A 23,964-nucleotide genomic window follows, 5' to 3' on the forward strand; every position below is an offset into this window, starting at 1 on the left:
TAACTATGATAAAATTTTTGCGGGTGAATAAATATGACATTAAATTTTGTATTAGGTAAGAACCAATTTGACCATCATCAAAAAATGATGGAATTATTTAATGAAGATTTTCAAAAAGATCCAGAGGGACAATTCTTTTTTCTAGTTCCCAATCACATAAAATTCGAATCTGAAGTCAACATTCTCAAATCATTTGGTAATGATGACGATGAATTGATTGCTACAAATAATGTCCAAACTTTTTCGTTCTCACGTTTAGCTTGGTATTTTTTGCGTGACAGTGGTGAGTATAACTTAGAAAGCTTAACGCAAACTAAAGCAGCAATGTTGTTAAAAGAAATCGTTCAAACACACAAGAAAGATTTGAAAATTTTTTCAGGAATGATTGATAAACCGGGCTTTCTAGAGCAAATGATTTCACAATTCAATGAGTTTATGAACGGACAGGTTCAACCAGAAGATATTGAATTAGTCTTGAATGATAACGGACAAGATGTTTTTGCCGATAAAATTCAAGAATTAAATTTGATTTATACGGCCTACTTGGAACAAATTCAAAATTATAATACTAACGATTTTCAATTGAATGCTTTGGCTGATTTCTTGAATACCAAGATTAAGACTAATCATTACCACTTTTATATCGAAGGATTTTCATCATTCACGGCGACAGAATTAAACTTAGTAAAATCATTGATGATCAATAGTGGCAATCTTGATGTTTCATTAGTTTTAGAAAAATCAAACACGAATGATCCAACCGATTTTTATTACCGTGCTGAGTCGACTTACCAACAATTGACTGACTTTGCCAAACAGCAGCAAGTCGCTATTAAAGAGTACTTTGCCCAAGAACTAAGGATTAGTCCTGATTTAGCCAAATTGGAAGACTACTGGATTCAATCTAGTGGCGTAGGAAATATCAAAACTTCGATTTTTGATGACAAACGCTCAGTTCAAGTGTGGAGATGTACCGATAAACAAACTGAAATTTCTGCAGTTAGTTCATACATCCGACAAATGGTGGCTCGTCAAGGTTATCGTTACAATGACTTTTTGATTTTAGCACGTAATTTATCAGAATATAGTTCCTTTATTGAATCGTTCATGGAAAATAACGAAGTACCTTACTTTATTGATTTACAAAAGAAAATGGCTAATCATCCTTTTAAACGCTTGATTGATCTGTTATTTGCTGTTCACAATAAGGGGATGCAAGAAGACGATGTTATTAGTTTGTTAAGAACGGAGCTATTGATTCCTGATGAATTTAACGATGATTTATCGGCTTTTAGACAAGCTCTAGATTTGACAGAAAACTATGCTTTAGCTAATGGTATAACTAAGAAAAATTGGTTGGGCGCTGCTTTTAAGCCCGATGTTCAATTAGATGAAAAAGTCGATGCTGAAAAAATCCATGAGTATCAATTAATAAATGTCATTAAAAGTTTTATAAAATCAATTTACCAGCAATTAGACAAGTTTTTGGATCAAAAATTGTCCTCGCTTGAAAGTGCTACAGCTTTGTACGCTTTCTTAACTCGGAATCACGTTTTTGATGTCTTGTTGACATGGCAGAAGCAGGCGACTGAAGAACAAAATCTAACGTTAGCTAATCAACCAGAACAAATTGTTAATTTATTTAACCAAATCTTAGATGAATACGTGACTGTTTTTGGTGAAAAAGAATTTGAATCAGACGATTTTATCAGTATTTTGGATGCTGCCTTTGAAAATGCCACTTATTCACAAATTCCTTCAACCCTTGATGCTGTAAGTATTTCTGAAATAGGAATGATTCAACCCAATAATCGTAAAATAACGTTTATTTTGGGTTCAACCACTGCCAATATGCCGGGAGCAACAGTTTCTAATAATCTGGTAACTGATGATGAACGTGGCTTTTTGAATAATAATTTGTCAGATGGTAAGTATTTGAAAGAATCAGATGAAGTGGTCAACAATGCGGAACCATATTTGCATGACATTTCATTTACAGCTAGTTCTCAACGTTTGATTTTTACTTATCCTAATTTGACTGAAGACAATAAGAAACAAGAATTATCGAGCTATGTCAAACGAATTAAAGATCATTTTAATTTGGAAATTGAAGACAAATTGCTTAACCCGGCAACCGATGATTTAGAAGATAATCATATTTTGCAATACATTGGTTCGAAGGCTTCAACTTTGAATTATTTGATCAGAATTTCGCGCAGTGCTTTGGATAAAAATGCTAGTTTACCAGATGCTTGGCAATACGTTCGTCAGCAATTGCTAGGTCGTGATAAAGAAAACTCTGAATTTGCTTTGAGCTCTTTGAATTATCAAAATAAGCCGGTTGATCTATCTCCTGAGACGGTCAATGCTTTGTATGGTAAAAATATCAATGTTTCAATTTCTCAATTAGAGACTTTCTACAAAAATGAATACGAGTACTTCTTGAGATATGGTTTGCGTCTATATCCTCGACAATTATTTGAAATAACACCGGCTCAAACAGGTTCAGTATTTCACGCAGTGTTAGATAGTTTAGTCAAATATCTCAACCAGCATAATCAAAGATTGGTAGATTTTAATGATCAAGAAATAACTGAGTTAATTTCTGATTTATTTGAAGAACAAGCTAGTTCGCCGGAAAATAAAATCTTCAAATCATCCGCTCGAATGCTTTATATTTCTGACAAATTGCAAAGCACACTAGTTCAATTAGTTAAAAACATGCGCCAACAGTATCAACGCAATGGTTTTAATCCCAAACGTTCAGAAGTTACTTTTGGACGAATCAACAATCAACAAGACCTACCAGGTTTATCCTATGAACTGTCTGGTAATCATAAAATCAATGTTCGTGGAAAAATCGATCGAATTGATGAAATGCTTTTGCCAGAACAGGCGTTAGCTTATTTGACGATTATTGATTACAAGTCAAGTGGCAAAGACTTTAATTTCCCACAATTTTTAAATGGAATCACTATGCAAATGCCAACTTACATTCAAAGTTTGAATAACAATTTGGAACTATTTAAGATAGACGATTCTGATGTAAAAGTTGGTGGAGCCTTATATGAGCACATCAGCAATCCCTTTATTCCATTGAGTAAGAAACAAGTGCCGCTCGCTGAACAAATATTAGCTCAATTCAAATTGCAGGGGATTTTACTAAATGATGAGGATCTGCTAGATAATTTTGATACTGAAGCTAGAACTTCCAAAAACATAAGATCATCTAGGTCTCCAGTAGTCAGTTTTGGCAAAGATAACGTGATCTCTGATGATGATCTTTTTAAGATTCTTAATTACAACCGTCGTTTAATCAAAAATGCTGGTGAGAAGATTTATTCAGGAAAATTGAATCTAAATCCTTACCGCTATAAAAAGATTACCGATTTACAATACAGTGATTTTCGTCCAATTTTTGAATTTGATGCTATGCTACCGGAAAATGAGTATCACGATATTATCAATTACAATAAAAAAGACGTTCTAGAAAAAATCGGAGAAATTTTGGAGGAAGACAATGCCTAAGTGGACAAAAGATCAAGAAAAAGCAATTGAACATCGTGGACATGATATCTTGGTTTCAGCTGCGGCTGGTTCGGGGAAGACGACTATTTTAATCGAACGAATCTTGCGTGAATTGAAAAGCGATGAAGATGTTGATAATTTGTTAGTAGCTACTTTTACTGAAGCAGCAGCACAAGAGATGAAAGATCGACTATTAAAGGCATTAAAAGAGGCTGTCAATCAAACTGATAATGCCGATGAAAAAAGACGTCTCCAAAAACAAATTTTTCGTATTCCGATGGCCAATATCAGTACCTTGCACGCTTTTTGTTTGAGTGTAATCAAAAAGTTCTATTATGTGATCGATTTAGATCCTAATTTTCGTTTATTAAGTGATGATACTGAAAAATCAATTATCCAAGAACAGGCTTACGATAATGTACGTAATAAATATTATGGCAAGGATGATCCGGATTTCATTAAGCTAACGAATAATTTTACTAACGACAAAACCGATGATGGTTTGAAAGATATTGTTTTTAAATTATATGATTTTGCAATCACAACTAGTGATACTAAAGCTTATTTAGATGATTTGAGTAAGACGTATCAATTTGTTGATTCGTTCAGCCAGAGCGAATTTTATCAAAAAGAATTTTTGCCTCAAATAAAATTACGTCTGGATGAAATTCTGTTGACTGTTAAACAAGGTTTGGATTTAGCCGCTGTAGATGAGTTAGCGGGAACGTATTTAGATGTGTTCAAAGAAGCTGAGGAAAGATTACAAAAAGTCTATTCAGAATTATCGCAATTTAATTACGACCAATTGCGTGATTTCTTTTATAACTTTAAATTTAAGAATAAAAAGCAACGAGTTACCAAGGCCGACAAAGAAGGAAAAGATCTCTCGCTCATGAATGAGGCTGGAGAGGTTAAGAAAACTTTTGATGACCAATTGAAGAATCTTGTCACTGATTATTTCTTAAAGTCAGAAATTGGCGTCAACGAGGCTTTAAAAGTTGCTCAAAGTTTAGTTCAAAAATTGGTTGAAGTTGAATATAGTTTCATTAATGAATTTCAAAAGCTTAAGACAAACAGTCACGTTTTAGATTTCAATGATCTAGAACATCGAGCAGTCGATATTTTGGAGGGCGAAGTTGACGGTCGCAAGATTGCTCAAGAGTATTATCAAAACAAGTTCCATGAGTTGATGATTGATGAGTATCAAGACGTTAACGCCATGCAGGATAAAATTATCGATTTGTTGTCATGCGAGAACAATCATCGTTTCATGGTTGGGGATATCAAGCAGTCAATTTATGGTTTCAGACAGGCAGCTCCCAGATTATTTACCGAAAAATATGAAGCTTTCCAAAAAGATGATAATGATGATGAATTGATTCAATTATCAATGAATTTCCGTTCTTCAAAAGCGGTCGACGACTTCGTCAATAACATCTTCACAAAAATCTTTGACAAAAAAATTGGTGACATCGATTATGATGAAAAATCAAAATTGATCACTGGAACTAATTTTCCTGACTCGGTTGATACAACTAATGAATTTGATGTTTATGTCGGCGATGAAGACGAAGAAGTTACTAAACGTCAAACCTTGATTAGTGCTGCTGCTAAGAAGATTCAGGCTTTGATGGATCAAGGCTTTGAAATATATGACAGCAAAATGAAGGCCGATACCGAAGCTGAGAAGATCCGTCCATTAAGATATTCAGATATCGCTATTTTGTCACGAGTTCGCGATAACAATACGGATATCATTTCTTATTTTTCCAAAGTAAACATTCCAGTTATGGTCAAGGATGCTCAGAACTATTTTCAGACGACAGAATTACAAATTATGATGTCGATGTTGAAACTAGTTGATAATCCTTACGAAGATATCCCTCTAGTGGCAGTATTACGTTCACCAATCGTTGGTTTGAATGAGGAGGAATTAGCTAAGATTCGTCTAATTGACAAACGTAATAGCTATTTCACTGCTGTAACTGAATATGCAACCTCTGAAGACAGTGAAGAACGTCTTAAAAATAAACTCAGTTCATTTCTAGTCCAATTAGATAATTATCGTGATTTTGCTAATAAAAATAGCATTGCTCGCTTGATTTGGAAGATTTATCAAGAAACAGGTATTTTGGAGTACGTTTCAGGGATGCCCGGTGGTAAGCAACGTGCTGCCAATCTTCATGCTCTTTATCAACGTGCTAATGCATATGAAGAAAACAATTATAAAGGTTTACATCAATTTATTAATTTTATTCAAAGAATGCAGAAGTTGGATAAAGATCTTTCACAACCAAATAGTATTGAAGCCAACGATGATACTGTCAAAGTTATGACTGTTCATGGTTCTAAAGGATTGGAATTCCCAATCGTGATTTATTTGGATATGGATAAGAAATTCAATATGATGGATGTCAATTCTGACACAGTCTTTGATGCACAAAAGGGTATCGGGATAACAGTCGCTGACAATGAAACAAGAATCAAGTATCGGACTATTCCACGAGGAATTATCAGCTATCAAAAGAAAATTGCGACTGTTTCTGAAGAGATGCGATTATTGTATGTAGCTTTGACTAGAGCTAAGCAAAAGTTAATTATGTTAGGCTTTACTAAAGATTCAGATAAATTATTAAAAACTTGGAACAATGTTGCAATGACTAATAATTTAGTTAACGAATCAACTAGAATGAAAGCTAATAATTTCCAGAATTTGGTTGGTATCAGTACTTTGCAAGATGCTAAAGCACCGGACTACTATGATGAAGATAGTCATTTACAATTTAAGTTGATAGAAGCTAAAGCTGAAGATGTACAAACTACCAAAAATCAAAAAATTAAACTTTTACCTAAAGAACCTAGTCAATTATTTAAGGATGCTGTGGCAGATATTTTAGATTTAGATTACCAATATCAAGAATCGGTAGAGACAACAGCTTATCAATCAGTCTCTGAAATCAAAGGTTTGTTTGAAGATCCTGATGATGAAAACATGACTGACATGTTACCAGAAAAGTCCCGCTATAATTTGGGCTCTTTTGCACAGCCTGATTTCTTGACTAAGACAAAAAAGGTCACGAATGCTGAAGTCGGAAGTGCTACTCATTTAGTTCTTCAAAAAATCAATATTGAAAAAACACCGGGAGTCGATGATTTTAAAGAATTAGTAACGCAAATGACGAATGAAAAGTTGTTGACGCCAGAATTAGCTGAAAAAATCGATTGTTCCAGCTTGGCTAAGTTTTATCAAAGTGATTTGGGCAAAAAAATTGTTGATAATCATCAAAATGTCAGTCGAGAATTTCCTTGTTCAATTCTGATGCCAGCTCAAAGATTGTTTAAAGATACTGCAAAAGACTATTCTATTAACGATAAAATCTTAGTTCATGGTATTATTGATGGAGTGATTGAATTAAATGAAGGCGTAATTATTTTTGACTACAAAACTGATCATGTTACTAGTCAAAATGAGGATGAACTTGTTAAGAAATATTCAGGACAAGTTAATTTATACGCAAAAGCGATTGAAGCAATCAAGAAAAAGCCCGTCTTGGGCAAATATCTTTATTTCTTAAAGAAAGACCGAGCGGTTAGACTTTAAGAAAAAAGATGAGAGGTGAATGATTTGAAAAACACTTACGCTGTTGTTGATTTGGAAACAACCAATTCTAATTGGCATGACAACGGGCGTATAATTCAATTCGGCTGTGCCCTTATCGAAAATGGTGAAATTACACATATTTATGATCAAAAAATCAATCCTAAGGTACCAATTCCTAATCGGATTACGGCCTTAACTGGTTTGAGTGATGAAGATGTCAAAGATTCACCTACATTTGAAGAAGTTGCACCTGATATCTTTAAACTTTTAAAAAATCGAGTTTTTATTGCACATAATGTGAATTTTGATTTGACCTTTTTAAATCGTGAATTTAAACGTATCGGAATGAATCAACTAAATGTCAAAGCAATCGATACTGTTGAATTATCGCAAATTCTCTTTCCAACTATCAGTAGTTATAAATTACAAGATTTAACACGTTATTTGAGCATTGTCCATAAGAATCCACATAGTGCTAATAGCGATGCACACGTTACTGCGGAACTCTTTTTAGTTATTTTGAAACGAGTTCAACAATTGCCATTAGATACTTTGAGATTATTGGCTAAATTTGGTAAAAATACTTTGAGGGAAACAGATTTAGTTTTTAAAACTGTTTTAGAAGAGCGGGAAAAGAATGCTCGAACGGAAGTTTTACCAGCTTATTTGTATGAACGTGGCGGTCTTATTTTACGAAAAAAGGACTTCCATGTTAGTGAACAAATTGATCATTCGACTAAATATCCACGGTCTAAGGAAGCTAAGAAGGCATTGCTTGATGGAATCCTTGATTATCGAGTGAACCAATCTAATTTGATGGATAATATTTACAAGGCTAGTCAACACCGTGATAAATATAAAAAATGGAATTTAATAGAAGCACCGACTGGAGCAGGTAAGACTCTAGGCTATTTGTTGCCATTATCTTACCTGATCAATAGTAATCAAAAATTGGTCATAGCAACGACAACCAAAGTTTTGCAACAACAAATCGTTGAACAGTCGATTCCGTTATTGAACCAAGTAACGGGTAATAATTATCATGCTGAAATTGTCAAAAGTAGTTATAATTTTATCGACTTAGACCGCTTTTCAGAAGCTTTAGATAATTATCGTTTGCACAGTCACACGGCTATTTTAAAGATGAAGATCATTGTTTGGTTGACGATGACCACAACTGGTGACTTGAGCGAATTGCATCTGACAAATTACAGTAGCCCTCTGTTCAGTATTATCAGACATCGTGGTGAACCAAAAGAAAATTCAATTTATAGCAACGACGACTTTTGGCTATACCAACAAAATCGTTATTTGGAATCTAAAATTTTAGTTACTAATCAGTCATTTTTAGCAAGACATCTAGATAGCCAGTTTTGGGGTGGCAATTCCTATTTAGTAATTGATGAAGCAAATCATTTTGCTGGCAGTTTGCGGGATGCTAGTTCACCTACGATTGACTTTTTGAAGTTGAATGAGTATGTCAAAAAAATCAGCGATATCCTTTATCAAAACCGGGTGACACTACGTTATGCTTTTACCGAAGTAACAACGCAATTATGGAATTATCAAGATTTACAGACGATGGAAACCCACTTCCAGGCTGTTGATGAACTGATGGAACGAATCGAATACAATATTTTTGGTAACTATATTCGTAACAAAGTTCGTTTCAAAGATCGCCAAGAATTTGTTTCTATCTTAGATAGCAGCAATGAATTTGGTAAAGACAATGACCAATTGAGCGAACTATTGTCGGATTTAATTGTTGAATTGTCATTGATTTCTAATCGAGTTGAGACCTTATTTGATCAGTACAATTTCCAAAAGAACTTTATTTCAGTTGAATTGTCAAAGGTAATCTCCAATTTAACGATTGAAAATGCTAAATTGCGAACTGTTTTGAAAAATCTCGATGAACTATTACAAGCCTTGCAAAGTCCAGATAACAAATTTGGCTTGCAGCTAGAGATGCGTGATTACTATGATCCTAAGACCCTGAAAATCAGCTGGCGTCAATATGATATTCGTGACTTGATTGCTGATACAACTGATAGATTTAGTCAGATTTTTGCCATTGGAGCTGCAATCACGATTCAAAAAGATTTTTCACACTTCATTTTGGACACGCAACTAAACCAAAATCAGATCAATCAAATGGTTATCTTACCGGATATGAATAGTATTTCTAAGAACAGTAAAATTTATTTGCCGGCTAATTTACCGGATATTCAGTCACTCAATAGTGAAGAATATTTTGACATGGTCACAGGTTATATTGTTGATGTCCTAGATAATCTCGATCATCAAACAATGATCTTATTCAATTCGTTAAATACTTTAGCTAAAGTTTATGAACGCTTGATGGAAACCGATGTCAAAGAGAAGTGGGAGATTTTAGCTCAAGGTGTAACAGGTTCCAATGAAAAGATTAAAAAGCGCTTTGCTATTGGGCGTCGTTCCGTCTTATTAGGAGCTAACTCATTTTGGGAAGGAGTTGACTTTCCTAAAAAGGTTCTAGAAATTTTGATTGTAACTCGAATTCCATTTGAATCTCCTGAACAACCGGATGTTAAAATCAAACAAGATATTTTGAAGCAACAAGATTTAAATGTCTTTAAAGTTGATTCTTTGCCGAATGCTATCTTACAATTACGACAAGGCTTAGGCCGATTGATTAGAACTCCTAATGATCGAGGCGTAATTTTGCTATTAGACAATCGTATTTTAACGAAAAATTATGGTAAAACTATTTTGGACTCATTGCCTAAGGGTTTGCCAGTAATCAACGAAGATATGGATTCTATTAAAAAAGATATAAATGACTTTTTGAATTAAGTAAATTATTGCTATACTATTTTTGTTAGTTAAAAAAAGGAAGAATTATGAATAAAAGTACAAAAATCTTATTGACCATTTCTTTAATTGCTTTAGCAATAGTTTCTGCATTGACGTATTTAAATCTTTCAACGGCACCAAATTCAAGTGCTAAATCACAAGCTAATGAAATCGCTAAGGAAAAAGCTGGTATCGTTCAACCTGATTATTTTGGTAACTATACCCGCAAGAAGCAATATTATGCGGTTGGTGGTTTAACTAAAGGTGACAAATATCGTTATATCATTATTGATGCTAAGAGTGGTAAGACCGATACTTTTAATAAAAATAATGCGCCGGTTCGTCAAACTATTATTGATGGAGTGGCTCAACGATATGGTGCTAAGAAGATTTTGCATATAAATTTAGGAATTTATAAGAAGAAACCTACTTGGGAAGTAACTTTCCAAAAGAGTAATGGTAAAATTGGCTATAATTTAGTTGATTTTAAAACTGGTAAAAGTATCCAGATAATTAATAATATTTAAAAAACAAAAAAGTCGAGATTGTCTTCTCGGGCTTTTTTTATGTATTGGAGTAATTTATATGAACGATGATTTATTCAATTCATTTGTCGATAGCGGCAGTACAACTATTAATAATTTAATTATTAAAAATTTTCATAAATTAGGTATGACTGAGCGTGATCTAGTCGTTTATTTAGCGCTATCAATGTATGCCCAAAAGGGAAATACTTTCCCAATGGCACAAGATTTAGCCAACGATACTGGAATGGATGAAGCTTCAATTTATACGATTATTCAAGGATTGATAAAATTAGGTATTATTGAATTAAAAACAGTAGTTGACCATCATCAACAACGTGATATCTACTCTTTGACACCAATTTTTCATCGGCTGAAGAATCTCTTACAACAAGAAAAAATGGCTAACAAACAAGATAAATTAATGTCAGATACTGAAGAATTATTCAAAAAAATTGAAGTAGAATTTGGTCGACCTATATCACCAATTGAACAAGAACAAATTCACCAATGGATCGATGATGATCATTATAGTATCGAATTGATCGATTTGGCATTGAGAGAAGCTGTTTTGAATCAAGCTTATTCATTAAAATATATGGATCGGATTTTAATTAGTTGGGAAAAGAGTAATATTAAGACAGCGGAACAACTCCAAGATCGCCGAAAGAAGCTGGGATATTAATGTTAAAAGATAAACAAATTGTCTGGGCTATTCACCAGATGGAAGAAAATATTGGGCCAGTTGGTCCTTCATTAGATTCAAGAACACCATTTCAATATTTAGTGTCGGTTATTTTGAGCGCACAGGCAACTGACGTTTCAGTCAATAAAGTTACACCAATATTGTTTGCCAAGTATCCAGAACCTAAAGACCTCATGAACGCAAATATTGAAGATGTAGAGCAAATTATTAAGAGTGTGGGACTATTTCACAATAAAGCTAAAAACATCATTAAAACGGCTCGTATCGTCCATGAAGAACTAAATGATATTGTTCCTAAAACTAGAAAGGGAATTATGGCACTTCCTGGTGCTGGTAGGAAAACAGCCAACGTAGTTTTGAGTGATGTTTTCAATCAACCAACCTTCGCAGTTGATACGCATGTGTCAGCTATTTCTAAACGACTGCATTTTGTGGATCAAAAAGCTAATCCTTTGCAAGTTGAAAAGAAAATTGTCAGCGTCTTGAAACCTGAAGAACTTCACCGTGCACACCATACAATGATTGAATATGGACGCAAATATTCGATGAAACTAGATCCTGATAAAGAAACTAATCAATTAATTATTGCTTGTGATAAATTAAATGAGGAAAACGAAGGATTACCTCAAAAATAAAAAATGGTTCAAAACAGAAGTTATCTGTCTTGAACCATTTTTTTTATTGTGCATTATTATCTGCAGAACTATTAGTTGTTGCACCATTGTTAGTCGTAGCACCACTATTAGTTGTACCACCGGTATTACCAGTTGAACCGCCAGTAGTTCCACCATTGGAATCAGTAGATCCACCAGTATTACCAGTTGTACCACCGGTAGTTCCACCATTAGAATTGTTGGAGTTACCAGTATTTGAAGAATTATTATTTTCAGTAGTGTTGCCATTGCTATTGGTATTATTGTTTGTGCTATCAGTTGTGTTTGAATTGCTGTTTGATTCACTGCTGTTATTACTATCCGCATCTGAACCAGTAATTTCTACTCGACCATCAGTATCTGTATCATTTTCTTCATCGCCAGACTCAGAAGAACTACTTGAATGATTATTCGAAGTTACCTGATTACTACTTGAGCTTGAGGCACTGCTTGAAGTGTAATCGGAATCTTTATAAGGATTAGAAGGTGCATGTCCTTTAACGAATAATTCTTTAGTATAAGTAGATGAACTTGAACTAGGTGAAGCAACTGTTGGTGTAGTAGAACCGTTATTCTTAATCATCATAGAAACAACAGAACTAGGTTTCTTCCAGTTTGGATTACTATCAGCTTGTTTAGCTAAATAACTCATTTCGGCCTTGTAAATCTTACCTGCAACGCTTTGATAAGTTGAAGAAATCCCGTTTTGATTTTCAGAATCATAACCTGTCCAAACACTCATTGAGTAATTCTTAGTATAGCCGTTGTACCAGGAATCTTTGGCTTTTCCATTTAACAATGAGTTTGCGGCAATAGCATCGGAAGAGTAGTTAGTAGTACCCGTCTTACCAGCTTGATGCAATCCGGAAATATTAGCATAAGTAGCATAGCTTGAAGGAACACCTTTTAGAACATCAGTGATCATATATGCTGTAGATGCCTTCATTGCACGTTTACCAGACTTGCTGTAGTTGTGGACCATACCATCGGCAGTTTCAATCTTTGAAACATAGTAAGGTTTGTAATAAGTTCCACCATTTGAGAAAGCTGCATAAGCAGAAGCTCCTTGAAGTGACGATACTGAACCACCAATACCAACGGACAAACCGTCGCTTTCTTTAATCGAATTGATTCCTAAACCTTTGGCGAAATCAATTGCATTAGATAGTCCTACAGCAGAAAGAGTTCTAATGGCAGGGACGTTTCTAGAATTGACCAAAGCTTTTCTCAAACTCATCTGGCCTTGATATTCTTCGTCCCAGTCTTTTAGTTGAATATTAGTTCCTGGGTAAGTATATTCAGTATCTTCCAATTGATGATAAGTTGACCAATTGAGATTTTCGATAGCTGGCGCATAATCTAAGATTGGTTTCATCGTTGACCCATTACTACGAGATGTTTGTACGGCTCGATTAAGTCCAAATTGAACGTTACCTAGATTTCTACCACCTATCATCGCTACGACTTTACCATTATTAGGGTTAACAATCGAAGCTCCGACTTGCATCTTAGAGTCAGGGAATTGAACATAACTAGATGAGTTAACGATATTGTAAAGACGTTTTTGAGCACCATAATCCATATTGACAGTGATTTTTAGATTATCACGGTATGGATCAAAGCCTTTTTTCTTAACTTCTGTAATTGCTTCCTTAATGTATGGATCAGCAATTATTCGCTTAGTATTACTACTATTTGAAACTTTCTTGTAAGGTAAGAGACCATCACTAATTGGTGTATTGATAGCTTCTTGCGCCTGTGCCTTAGTGATCTTGTTATTATCGTACATAGCACGGATGACTAAATCACGACGTTGTTTAGACTGAGTAGGGTGGGTATATGGATCATAATTACTTGGAGCATTAGGTAAACCAGCCAACATGGCCATTTGAGCCAAGCTTAGTTTCTTCAATGACTTGCCGTAGTAATATTTTGCCCCGGTCTCAATTCCGTAGATACCATTATTCAAGTAAACTTTATTAACGTAAAATTCCAAAATTTGTTGTTTCGAGAACTTTTGACTGACTCGCATTGCCAACCAAGCTTCCTGCATCTTACGTTTAAAAGTTTGATCTTTAGTATCGGTAGAGAAGACCGTCAATTTAACTAATTGTTGCGTTAACGTACTTCCACCTTGAAGTGTCCCTTTAGTAACATTGTTAAAAGCTGATTTAGCGATTCTTACGGGATCAATTCCGAGTGGTTCGTTATAAAAATTCTTATCCTCAATTGAAATTACGGCATCTTCCATTTGCTGCGGTACTTTATCGATGGTTACATAATTTCTTTTATTATCCCCAAGTGAAGCAATTTGTTTACCGGTTGAATCAACAATCGTTGAAGATCCACCACTTTGTAGATTTTCCTGACTAATAGACGGTGCACTAAAAGCGTAGTAAACAAAGATGAACAAAAATATTCCGGCCAAAACGGCTACGATGGCTAAAAACCATTTAAGAATATTTTTGAAGGTCAATATACTGGTATTCTTTTTCATTCTTTCTCCTTCCCACTTTCTATCAATTGTTGTATAGCATCAATATAAGGTAAAGTAGGATCATAATTAGCTTTGATCTCAATTGAACAATCAACGATATCCTTAAGCTGTATGGATTTTGCACCATCATGCTTTTGGGCATCCCAATGAACGAAGAGATCATCTGCTGGCATTATAAAATAGCGTTTTAAAGTTACGTATTTTATAATAACAAAACAGATACCTCCTTGTTTTTGACACATCCTAAGATGATCAATTTGATGTTGATGAAAGTTCTTTAAAGGAAAAGTGTTTTTATTTTTAGTTTCCTTAGCTTCGAAATCAACATAGTAGCCATTGTATACGCCATTGTAATCAGTCGTAGATGCCTGACGGAAATAAGCTTCTCTAATGACAGCCTTACTTCTTTTAGGGTAGTCGACCTTGACAATTTGTATTGGCGTAGGTTTTTTGTAAATCACAGCAATATCGTGACTACGATAATACTTGTTGCTTTCATTAATTTCTTCTTCAAGTGTCATACCACGATCACCAAAAATAAGTTTCTTCTTGGCGCTAGTATTTAAAGAAGGTTTTGATGGACGATTATTATGGAAAACACGCCCATCGGGGTAGTTTATTTTCAAAATATCAACTCCTACTCTGCAAATTATACCATGATGGTAAAAATAATAATTATTGGAGGGATTCTTTATGATTAAAAATTTATGGATCACCGGTTATCGTTCTTACGAGTTAGGTATTTTTAAAGATGATGACCCAAAAGCCAAAGTAATTCAAGACTTTTTTAGTCAAAGAATTACCGATTATGCTGAAGATGGGATGGAATGGGTCATTACCGGAGCTCAGTTAGGTACGGAACAAATAGTTGGAAAAGCCGTTCAAGAAGTGAAGAAAAAGGGCTATAATATTAGACATGCAGTAATGCTACCGTTTTCAGAATTTGGCAATCAATGGAATGAAAAAAATCAGCTATTGTTAAATGTTTTTTTAAGAAATGCTGACTATGTCAACAAAGTTTCCGATATGAGTTATCATAATCCTAGACAATTGAGAGTATGGCAAGAGTTCATGCTCAAGCATACTGATGGTGCTTTGATTTTTTATGATCCAGATAGTGGTGGCAAACCTAAATATGATTATGAAGCCATCAAAGCTTATCAGGATCGAGGAATCGACTATCAGTTGGAATTAATTGATTTTGATTCTATGCAGGACTTTGCTAATATGTTATATGATAGTTAAAAGTACAAGATAAATTGACAATAATTAACACTGGGGTGTTTTATAATGAATAATATGAATGGAATGAATCCACAAACAAACAACAATGATCTTTCATTAAATTATCAACCAAATGACATTCTTCAAAAAGAATTCAAAACTAAAATGCGTGGTTATGATCCAACCGAGGTTGATCAATTTTTGGATGGCATCATTAAAGATTACGAGACATTTGCTAATGAGATCGATCAACTTAAGAGTGAAAACGACCGTTTAATGCAAGCACGTAATGCTGGTTCTGGAAATAATAATCCTAATCCAAATTTTCAACAACGTCCACAAAATAATCGAATGAGACCTCAACCAAAGAGTTCTACTGCTGAAGCTTCAACTAACTATGATATTTTGAGACGTCTCTCTAATCTTGAAAAGCGTGTCTTCGGCCATGACTTCAGCAATGGTTTACCAGATGAAAATAACGATACAAAACAATTTGCATCGGCTGTTGTTCCTAATAATATGAGTCACAACGGCGTTGAGAGCGGTCATCAGGAAATTAACCCTAGAATGAACCGTCCCATGAATAATAACTTTAACAATCCTAACCCTAATGCTAATAACAATTTCCAAGCTAATCGTCCAATGAACAATCCAAATCCTGGACAAAACAATTTTAATGGAAATATGAATAATAACAATAACTTCAATCAATTTTAAGCATTGATAAATTATTTTATGACTAATCAGTAATATCGGGTTTGAATTTAATTGAATTTAGTGTATACTGTTCAAGTCGGTAAATTACGAGTAATCGCGGTCTAGTTATCTAGGCTGAGGAAGGTCCACGCCCGCGCGAACTGAGATGTTTGCAGTGTTTGTGCTTGGCCCAATAAGCCAAGGTACCTTCGGGTAACGGCAGCGAAAGCACTAAGGTCAGTGAGACTATGTGTTAATAGCTTGAAAGTGCCACAGAGACGTATTACTGTGAGAAATTGCAGTGGTGGAACGAGGTAAACCCCGCAAGCGGGCAACCCAAACTTTGGTAGGGGCGCTTCATAACGAGAAATGAATCTACTGTGAAGGCTTAATTGTAGATAGATGATTACTAACTGTATTAGGTTTGCCAACCTAATACATGAACAGAACGTGGCCTATAGGAGTTTATCGAGGCAGAGGGACGACTTGTTCGTCCTTTTTTTATACAAAAAATTAAATAATAAAAAACAAGAGGGGCAATATGAAATTAATTGCGACTATGTCAAGCGGCTTTGAATCTGTAACCGCAAAGGAATTACAAAATTTGGGATACGATACAAAGACTGAGAATGGTAAAGTCTATTTTGATGGTGAATATGAGGATATCGCCAGAGCTAATCTTTGGTTACGCAGTGCCGATAGAATCAAGATCTTGATCGATAGTTTTAAAGCAGTAACATTTGAAGAGCTATTTGACAAGGTTTACGCAATTGACTGGGATAACTGGTTACCTTTGAATGCAGCATTCCCAATCAAAGCGAGAACTGTTAAATCTCAATTGCATTCTGAAAGAGATATTCAAGCGATTACTAAAAAAGCCATCGTTAATAAAATGGCTGATGTTTTCATGCGTCGTGGTAGATTGCCAGAGACTGGTGCAAAATTTCAAATCGAAACTCGGATCCACAAAGATATGGTTGAAGTAACGCTTGATACGACTGGTGACTCATTGTATAAACGTGGTTATCGTGTTGAACATGGTGCTGCTCCGTTGAAGGAAAACTTTGCTGCAGCGATGATTCTTCTAACAGTTTGGCATCCCGAAGAAGATCCTTTTATCGATCCAACAACTGGTTCTGGTACTATTGCAATTGAAGCAGCTCGTTTAGCAAGAAACATTGCTCCTGGTATTCAACGTCATTTCTTATTTGAAGATTTCGATTGGTTTGATCCCAAAATTTTGGCCAATTTGAAAGAAGAGGCTAAAGCTGGCGAAAAAAAGGTTGATTTAAATATCTTCGCTAGTGATATAGATGGTTCAATGATTGATATTGCAAAATTAAATGCTCATGATGCTGGTGTTTTGCATGATATTCAATTCAAGCAAATCGCTGTTAAAGATTTAAAGATTGAAGGGGAATACGGTACGATCATCACTAATCCTCCTTATGGTCAACGTATGAGTGATATGGAAAACGTCCGTAAACTATATAAAGAAATGGGAGAAGTCTTTGCGACCGCCCCCACTTGGAATAAATATATTTTAACTAGTGATACTGAATTTGAAAAATATTACGGTCAACAAGCAACCAAAAAACGTAAATTGTATAATGGTTCAATTAGAACTGATTTTTATCAATACTGGGCTAAACATTAAAGACTATTTCTGCGATGTAAATCCCAAAGAATAATTAGAATAATAGCTACGGTAATGATCAATGAAAATACCCAAGACCATTTTTGGTCAGCAATAGGTAATTTCATATTCATACCGTAAAAACCCGATACGATCGTGGGGATACTGAGAATAATGGTGTAAACCGTTAGTATCTTCATGGTCGTATTTGTTCTATTATTGAGAATATTATTATAAGTGTTAGAAATTCGATCGATGATGTCAGAACTTAGGTCAACCTGATTTTTGATTTGTTCAATTTCAACTAAAGAGTCGTGTAAATGTTCTTTGCTGACCTTATTTAGATGAATCACTTGCGAATTGCCACTAGAAACCATCTGGAGCTGTTTTACGACAGAATAGTTGTCATTGATGGCTGTATTTAAATAAGTCGTTAAATCCTCTAAATCAGATAATTCAAGAATTTGGTTTTCTGATGAATGATGGCGACGAATTAAAGATTGGATTTTATTTCTTTGTAAGTCTATTTCACTAATTTGATCACTATAATCACTAGAAATTTGATCAAAAGTATTAAAAATGAATTCCCAAATTTGTTTTTGATACTTTTGATTTAAATGGTTTTTAACATTGATTATATAGTCCTTGATGTAGTGGGTAGCATCATTCGTAAAAAGAAATAGTTGTTGATTTTTGATAGCAAACGAAAATGGTAAGACACGCTGCGATAAATCATCGGTTTGATCGTTTTCATTTTGAATATTGTAAACAATTAAGTAAGTCTCACTCAATTCGTCATATTCAAAACGGGCACGCTCATTTTCGTCATCTGCATAATCTAAAACTTCATTAGTCAGTCGATATTCTTCAATCAATTTCATACGGTCGGTATCGTTTAAATTATTTGTAGAATGAACGTCAATTAACTTTACTGAATCATTTAAAACAATTTCATTAATCATCTTTTAACCCCTTATTAAAGATAATCATAACAAAAATAAAAAACGAGTCGAGAATTATTTTTCCCGACTCGTTTTGGGTTATAGAGAAGGCCAATTTTTGTTATGGAGTAAAGAGCTTTCCTAATTCTTGTTCAGGAATTCCCTTAAAATAATCATCCAAATTAAATTGATTGAGAACTTTTAAAATTTCATCACGATCAAATTTAACATTTAATAATTTTTGTTTAATATCATTAACATCTTTCATACCAAAGAAATCACCGTAGATTTCCACGTTTTCAACGACACCGTTTTCGACATTATAGCGAATATCAACTGTTCCCATATCGAAATGTTTTCTTTGTTTAACGCTGAAAGCAGGGGATTTTCCGTAAACCCAATCCCAGTTGTAGTAGTATTGTTCTTTGATTTTATCAATAGCTTGTTGATCTTCAGGAGTTACGATATATTCTCGATCTTTAATCTCATCAAGACTATTAGCGTGGAATAATTCTAATAGCAAGCGATCACGGAATTGTTCCGTAGTTAAATTTTGATACTCAGGAGCTAAATAAGGACGAAGGTTAGTTACTCGACTTCTGATCGATTTAATTCCTTTAGAAGCGATTTTATCTTTTTGAACATGCAAAGCTTTAGTCAAAACATCTAAATCAACGTCCAAAGACAAAGTACCGTGTGAAAAAGTTTTGCCGTTTCTAGAATACATGGCATTTCCAGAGAATTTTTTGCCATCGACTAACAAATCGTTGCGACCAGAAACCTCAGCGGTAGTAGCGCCCATTTGATGTAAAGCGTCAATGATTGGTTGGGTGAACGACTTGAAATCACCAAAATTCTTGTCATTGGAATCTACAACGAAACTAAAGCATAGGTTGCCTAAATCTTGGTAGACAGCACCACCACCAGAAATACGACGAGTAACCGTGATGTTATTGTCTTTGATGTAATCGCTGTTGATCTCTTCAAGCGTGTTTTGATTACGACCAACAATGATACAAGGTTTTTCAATGTAAAATAGGACTAATGGTTCATCAAATTTTACGTTATTCATTAAATATTGCTCAGTAGCAAGATTATCGCGGATGTCACGATCTTTCATAACAACGTAGTACATAAGGAAATCCCCCTCAATATTAATTGAAAACGGTTTAATCGTAGCATAGTTTCCATTTTCTAAAAACTATTTGGACCTATGTTTACGAATGTTTAACATTTTTTGATGAACTTGTGCGTGAGCAGCACTGTTTTCCTTATCTGAGACGTGTTTAGCAAAGTAAAATGGAAACGATTCCAGCTCGATTAAGATTTCATTTAATATCGGTTGATAGTGTTTTGAGTATTTTTTGTTCAGACTATCAATCACAATTTGACTGTCTGAGTGAATTTGAATAGGATCAGTATTCCAATTATTTTCTATAATTTTTTTCAAAGCAACTTTTAATGCTAAAAATTCCAGATAATGATTGTCGTTAAAATCTTGTTCAAACGCCTCACTATAAAATTTGTTATTTTGCTTTATTACATACGCAACGACACCAAGATTTAAATTAGTATTTAATCCGGCATCGGTGTACAATTTAATCATATTATTTAGAACCTTTCAGGAGAAATTATGTCAAAGAAACATTTTGTTCAACCAACTGGCGCATGGGGCGTGATTATGTGGTCCATTGCATTAAGTCTAGCTTGTTTAGGTATTATTTTACAACTAGAGATCATGGCGTTTAGTTTTATTCCATTTATAGTTTGGATCATAGATGGTATTTATATTTTTTATATTATTGCCAATTCTTGGATAAGAATCTCGAAAAACGAGGTCATTATTAAAGAACCATACTATAAGGCACGTGTATTTAAGCATGAAGATGTTAACATAAGGGCGGACAATAATTGGACAATGGAATTCCATTTTAGTAATCGGGATTTCTTTCCATTCAAGATTATTTCTACAAAGGGAATTTTAAATATAATCAAAAAAGAAGCAGGTGAAAGCAATGTCATTTCCAAGTGATATCGAAATTGCTCAAATTAATGAGCATGACAATATGAAAAATATTAACGAAATTGCTAAAAAAGTCGGTTTAACACCAGATGATATTGAACCATACGGTCACTATAAGGCTAAATTTTCTGGTCGTAGTATTAAAAAAACTATGGAAGGAAAAGATGATGGCAAGCTGATTTTAGTAACTTCCATTAATCCTACTCCAGCTGGAGAAGGTAAGTCGACCGTAGCTATTGGTTTGGCTGATTCTTTACAATCACTAGGCAAGAAAACTGTTTTAGCACTTCGTGAACCATCTTTGGGTCCTGTTATGGGAATGAAAGGTGGAGCTACTGGTGGTGGATATGCTCAAGTAGTGCCAATGGAAGATATTAATCTTCATTTTACAGGCGACATGCATGCCTTAACTAGTGCGGTCAATACTTTAGCTGCTTTGATTGATAATCATATTCACCAAGGTAACACCTTGAATATTGATCCTAGAAGAATCGTCTGGAAGCGAGCTTTAGACATCAATGATCGTGCGCTTAGAAATATCGTTGTTGGTCTTGGTGGTCCATTCAATTCAGTTCCACGTGAGGAACATTTTGAAATCACCGTTGCCAGTGAACTAATGGCAGTATTGTGTTTGGCACAAGATATCGATGATTTAAAAGAACGTATTTCGAGTATTTTAATCGCTTATACTTACGATAAGAAACCAGTTTTCGTCCGAGATTTGCACGTTGAAGGAGCAATCACAGTTCTTCTAAAAGATGCTTTGAAACCAAATCTAGTTCAAACATTGGAAAATACACCAGCTATTATTCATGGTGGACCTTTTGCTAATATTGCTCACGGATGCAATAGTATCCTTGCTACAAAATTAGCTATGAAACTCGGTGACTACGCTGTTACCGAAGCTGGATTTGGAGCTGATCTTGGTGGTGAGAAATTCTTGGATATTGTAACACCAAGATTGAATCACGCACCAAATGCTATCGTCATCGTGGCTACAGTTCGTGCTTTGAAGTACAACGGTGGTCAAAAATTAGCTGATATTCAAAACGAAGACTTGAATGCTTTAAATCTTGGCTTCAAGAACTTGAAACGTCATATTCATAATATGCGTTATTATCATATTCCAGTGGTTGTTGCTATCAATAAGTTTGCGACTGACACTGACAACGAGATCAAGCTTTTGACTAGTTTGTGTGACGAAGTAGGCGTCGACGTGCAATTGGCTGAAATTCATCATAACGGTAGTAAAGGTGGTCAAGCCTTAGCAAAAGCAGTCGTTAAAGCTACTGAAAAAGCTGCCAATTATACTCGTTTGTATGAAGATGAAGAAACAACAGAAGCTAAAATTGCAACGATTGCTTCAGAAGTTTACGGTGCTAACAATGTTGAATACACCAAAAAAGCTCGTAACCAACTACAAGTACTAAAAGATAATGCTTGGGATGATCTTCCAGTATGTATCGCTAAAACTCAATATTCACTCAGTGATGATCCTAAGAGACTCGGCTCACCAAGAGACTTTACGCTTCATGTAACTGACATTATTCCAAAATTAGGTGCCGGATTCGTGGTTGTTTTGACTGGTAACGTAATGACCATGCCAGGACTTCCTAAGAAACCAGCGGCTTTGAACATGGATGTTGATAATGAAGGTACCATCGGGGGCTTGTTCTAGTGCAGTTAGTTTATTGGCTACTGTTTGCAGTATTAGTGGTTGGTGATCAAGCTCTTAAATCCTATGTAACGCTAAACATTGCTCCTATGAGTGTACATGACTTCATTCCCGGGTTACTATCAATTACTCATATTACTAACACTGGGGCTGCGTGGAGTATGTTAGAAGGTAAAATGATGTTCTTTTACTTGGTAACTATCATTGCTGTAGTCGTTTTAGCATATTTATTTATTAAAGCTGATAAAAAAGATTATCTTTATCGCTTTTCTCTGATATTCTTATTAGCGGGCACAGTTGGTAATGCTATTGATCGTTTTACCAGACACTTTGTTGTCGATATGTTTAACTTGGACTTTATCAACTTTCCAATCTTTAATCTAGCCGATACTTATATCACTATTGGAGTGATTTTAATTATTGGTTCCTTGATTATTCAACTAGCAGGTGAGAAAAATAATAAGTAAGTCTTTTAACTTAGAATACAATGAAACAAAAAAGGGCCGTTTAGATGCCTTTATTAATGATGAAATTTCTGAATTAACGCGCTCGCAAATTCAAAAATTTATCAAAGACCAAAATATTACCGTCAATGGACAAGCAGTATCAAAAAACGGCTTTAAATTGACAAATGGTGATAAAATTTTGGTCAATGTTCCAGAAGAAGAACCAATCGAAGCGATTCCAGAAAATATTCCTATCGATGTCGTTTACGAGGATGATGATGTTTTAGTAGTCAATAAACCCCAAGGAATGGTCGTACATCCCGCTGCTGGACATCCCGATAAAACTTTGGTCAATGCAATTTTGTATCATTGTCAAATCAACGATGATGATATGATCAGACCAGGTATCGTTCATCGAATCGATAAAGATACTTCAGGTTTATTGATGATAGCGAAAAATAATTTAGCTAAGCAATCATTGATGAAACAGCTCAAGGAAAAGAGTAATCTTCGTGAATATGTAGCTATCGTTCATGGTAATTTTAAAGAAAAAACAGGTAAGATCAATGCTCCATTAGGCCGTTCAAAGACTGATCGCAAGAAGCAGGCGGTAGTCGAAAATGGTCGAAATGCTGTAACTCATTTTACTGTTTTGGAACAATTTGAAAATTATTCGCTTCTCAAATTAAAATTAGAAACTGGTCGTACGCACCAGATCAGAGTACATATGCAATACATCGGCCATCCCGTTGCTGGAGATCCTTTGTATGGTCCAAAAAATACTCTAAAAGGTAATGGTCAATTTTTACATGCCAAGACTTTAGGCTTCGTTCATCCAAGAACTAAAAAATGGATGGAATTTTCAGTTGAGCCCCCAAAGATTTTCTTGGACACTTTAATGCAATTACGTCATTGACAGTGAAAGCGTCGTGCTATAATGTAAAAATAGAATTGTGTGCGATTATAAATAAATTAAAGC

General features: G+C 34.7%; 17 protein-coding genes, 1 other RNA gene and 1 pseudogene. 14 read left to right on the top strand and 5 right to left on the bottom strand.

What is annotated here, in order from left to right; all coding sequences use genetic code 11:
* Positions 1-33: 33 nt before the first annotated feature.
* From FFM65_RS03225 to FFM65_RS03250, 6 genes are read left to right on the top strand one after another with little or no spacing between them, the layout of a single operon-like run.
* A complete protein-coding gene (locus tag FFM65_RS03225; protein ID WP_119317612.1) occupies positions 34-3,528 on the top strand; it encodes a PD-(D/E)XK nuclease family protein in 3,495 nt (1,164 codons plus the stop codon).
* A complete protein-coding gene (addA, locus tag FFM65_RS03230) occupies positions 3,521-7,129 on the top strand; it encodes a helicase-exonuclease AddAB subunit AddA (protein ID WP_119317611.1) in 3,609 nt (1,202 codons plus the stop codon). Before FFM65_RS03225 ends, addA begins: the two co-directional genes overlap by 8 nt.
* A 15-nt stretch (positions 7,130-7,144) precedes the next feature.
* On the top strand, positions 7,145-9,964 hold the full coding sequence (locus FFM65_RS03235; protein ID WP_255311476.1) for a helicase C-terminal domain-containing protein: 2,820 nt from the start codon (positions 7,145-7,147) through the stop codon (positions 9,962-9,964).
* A 47-nt stretch (positions 9,965-10,011) separates the two neighbouring features.
* On the top strand, positions 10,012-10,491 hold the full coding sequence (locus FFM65_RS03240; RefSeq protein WP_119317609.1) for a DUF5590 domain-containing protein: 480 nt from the start codon (positions 10,012-10,014) through the stop codon (positions 10,489-10,491).
* Between the two features lie 58 nt (positions 10,492-10,549).
* Positions 10,550-11,173 (top strand): DnaD domain protein, encoded by a 624-nt coding sequence (locus tag FFM65_RS03245; protein WP_119317608.1) that lies wholly within the window; start codon positions 10,550-10,552, stop codon positions 11,171-11,173.
* The gene (locus tag FFM65_RS03250) at positions 11,173-11,829 is read left to right on the top strand and encodes an endonuclease III domain-containing protein (protein WP_119317607.1); all 657 of its coding nucleotides are present in this window, start codon (positions 11,173-11,175) and stop codon (positions 11,827-11,829) included. The genes FFM65_RS03245 and FFM65_RS03250 overlap by 1 nt, the downstream gene beginning before the upstream one ends.
* A gap of 43 nt (positions 11,830-11,872) precedes the next feature.
* Here FFM65_RS03250 and FFM65_RS03255 read toward each other — a convergent pair whose 3' ends face one another.
* Positions 11,873-14,344 carry a transglycosylase domain-containing protein gene (locus FFM65_RS03255; RefSeq protein WP_119317606.1) on the bottom strand — a complete coding sequence of 824 codons (2,472 nt, stop codon included), beginning with the start codon at positions 14,342-14,344 and terminating at the stop codon, positions 11,873-11,875.
* Complete coding sequence (gene recU, locus FFM65_RS03260; RefSeq protein WP_119317605.1) at positions 14,341-14,970, bottom strand: Holliday junction resolvase RecU; 630 nt, start codon at positions 14,968-14,970, stop codon at positions 14,341-14,343. Before recU ends, FFM65_RS03255 begins: the two co-directional genes overlap by 4 nt.
* Before the next feature lie 67 nt (positions 14,971-15,037).
* Between recU and FFM65_RS03265 the strand changes: the two genes are divergently transcribed.
* The 4 genes and pseudogenes from FFM65_RS03265 (at position 15,038) to FFM65_RS03280 (ending at position 17,921) form a co-directional block, all read left to right on the top strand.
* Entirely contained in the window at positions 15,038-15,589 is a 552-nt protein-coding gene (locus tag FFM65_RS03265) for an SLOG family protein (protein WP_119317604.1), read from the top strand.
* A 63-nt stretch (positions 15,590-15,652) separates the two neighbouring features.
* Positions 15,653-16,051: pseudogene (gene gpsB / locus FFM65_RS12445) on the top strand (cell division regulator GpsB); the annotation flags it as partial.
* A gap of 316 nt (positions 16,052-16,367) precedes the next feature.
* Positions 16,368-16,727: RNase P RNA component class B (gene rnpB / locus FFM65_RS03275), an RNA gene on the top strand.
* 78 nt (positions 16,728-16,805) lie between these two features.
* Entirely contained in the window at positions 16,806-17,921 is a 1,116-nt protein-coding gene (locus tag FFM65_RS03280) for a THUMP domain-containing class I SAM-dependent RNA methyltransferase (protein WP_119317603.1), read from the top strand.
* On the opposite strand, the gene FFM65_RS03285 is transcribed toward FFM65_RS03280, so the two are convergent.
* The 3 genes from FFM65_RS03285 to FFM65_RS03295 all read right to left on the bottom strand — a co-directional run bounded on the left by FFM65_RS03285 (position 17,918) and on the right by FFM65_RS03295 (position 20,447).
* Positions 17,918-18,862, bottom strand: a complete 945-nt coding sequence (locus FFM65_RS03285) for a magnesium transporter CorA family protein (protein WP_119317602.1) — start codon at positions 18,860-18,862, stop codon at positions 17,918-17,920. The genes FFM65_RS03280 and FFM65_RS03285 overlap by 4 nt on opposite strands.
* Before the next feature lie 100 nt (positions 18,863-18,962).
* Complete coding sequence (gene lplA / locus FFM65_RS03290) at positions 18,963-19,976, bottom strand: lipoate--protein ligase (RefSeq protein ID WP_119317601.1); 1,014 nt, start codon at positions 19,974-19,976, stop codon at positions 18,963-18,965.
* Positions 19,977-20,042: 66 nt separating this feature from the next.
* Positions 20,043-20,447 carry a reverse transcriptase-like protein gene (locus tag FFM65_RS03295; RefSeq protein ID WP_119317600.1) on the bottom strand — a complete coding sequence of 135 codons (405 nt, stop codon included), beginning with the start codon at positions 20,445-20,447 and terminating at the stop codon, positions 20,043-20,045.
* 27 nt (positions 20,448-20,474) lie between these two features.
* Here FFM65_RS03295 and FFM65_RS03300 point away from each other — a divergent pair, with 27 nt between their 5' ends.
* From FFM65_RS03300 to FFM65_RS03315, 4 genes are read left to right on the top strand one after another with little or no spacing between them, the layout of a single operon-like run.
* On the top strand, positions 20,475-20,873 hold the full coding sequence (locus FFM65_RS03300; RefSeq protein ID WP_119317599.1) for an EbsA family protein: 399 nt from the start codon (positions 20,475-20,477) through the stop codon (positions 20,871-20,873).
* Positions 20,857-22,542 carry a formate--tetrahydrofolate ligase gene (locus FFM65_RS03305; protein WP_119317598.1) on the top strand — a complete coding sequence of 562 codons (1,686 nt, stop codon included), beginning with the start codon at positions 20,857-20,859 and terminating at the stop codon, positions 22,540-22,542. The genes FFM65_RS03300 and FFM65_RS03305 overlap by 17 nt, the downstream gene beginning before the upstream one ends.
* The gene (gene lspA, locus FFM65_RS03310) at positions 22,542-23,006 is read left to right on the top strand and encodes a signal peptidase II (RefSeq protein ID WP_119317597.1); all 465 of its coding nucleotides are present in this window, start codon (positions 22,542-22,544) and stop codon (positions 23,004-23,006) included. Before FFM65_RS03305 ends, lspA begins: the two co-directional genes overlap by 1 nt.
* Positions 22,999-23,901 (top strand): RluA family pseudouridine synthase, encoded by a 903-nt coding sequence (locus FFM65_RS03315; RefSeq protein ID WP_162897909.1) that lies wholly within the window; start codon positions 22,999-23,001, stop codon positions 23,899-23,901. Before lspA ends, FFM65_RS03315 begins: the two co-directional genes overlap by 8 nt.
* The last annotated feature ends 63 nt before the right edge of the window (positions 23,902-23,964 follow it).

It is taken from the genome of Companilactobacillus formosensis (genome assembly GCF_005405305.1).
In the GTDB taxonomy this organism is placed as follows: domain Bacteria; phylum Bacillota; class Bacilli; order Lactobacillales; family Lactobacillaceae; genus Companilactobacillus; species Companilactobacillus formosensis.

Bases quoted from the DNA above. Each gene is read 5' to 3' on its own strand.
- FFM65_RS03295 (WP_119317600.1), bottom strand. From the start codon at position 20,447: ATGATTAAATTGTACACCGATGCCGGATTAAATACTAATTTAAATCTT.
- FFM65_RS03250 (WP_119317607.1), top strand. From the start codon at position 11,173: ATGTTAAAAGATAAACAAATTGTCTGGGCTATTCACCAGATGGAAGAA.
- FFM65_RS03255 (WP_119317606.1), bottom strand. From the start codon at position 14,344: ATGAAAAAGAATACCAGTATATTGACCTTCAAAAATATTCTTAAATGG.
- FFM65_RS03280 (WP_119317603.1), top strand. From the start codon at position 16,806: ATGAAATTAATTGCGACTATGTCAAGCGGCTTTGAATCTGTAACCGCA.
- FFM65_RS03225 (WP_119317612.1), top strand. From the start codon at position 34: ATGACATTAAATTTTGTATTAGGTAAGAACCAATTTGACCATCATCAA.
- addA (WP_119317611.1), top strand. From the start codon at position 3,521: ATGCCTAAGTGGACAAAAGATCAAGAAAAAGCAATTGAACATCGTGGA.
- FFM65_RS03285 (WP_119317602.1), bottom strand. From the start codon at position 18,862: ATGATTAATGAAATTGTTTTAAATGATTCAGTAAAGTTAATTGACGTT.
- FFM65_RS03305 (WP_119317598.1), top strand. From the start codon at position 20,857: ATGTCATTTCCAAGTGATATCGAAATTGCTCAAATTAATGAGCATGAC.
- lplA (WP_119317601.1), bottom strand. From the start codon at position 19,976: ATGTACTACGTTGTTATGAAAGATCGTGACATCCGCGATAATCTTGCT.
- FFM65_RS03300 (WP_119317599.1), top strand. From the start codon at position 20,475: ATGTCAAAGAAACATTTTGTTCAACCAACTGGCGCATGGGGCGTGATT.
- FFM65_RS03245 (WP_119317608.1), top strand. From the start codon at position 10,550: ATGAACGATGATTTATTCAATTCATTTGTCGATAGCGGCAGTACAACT.
- FFM65_RS03265 (WP_119317604.1), top strand. From the start codon at position 15,038: ATGATTAAAAATTTATGGATCACCGGTTATCGTTCTTACGAGTTAGGT.
- FFM65_RS03240 (WP_119317609.1), top strand. From the start codon at position 10,012: ATGAATAAAAGTACAAAAATCTTATTGACCATTTCTTTAATTGCTTTA.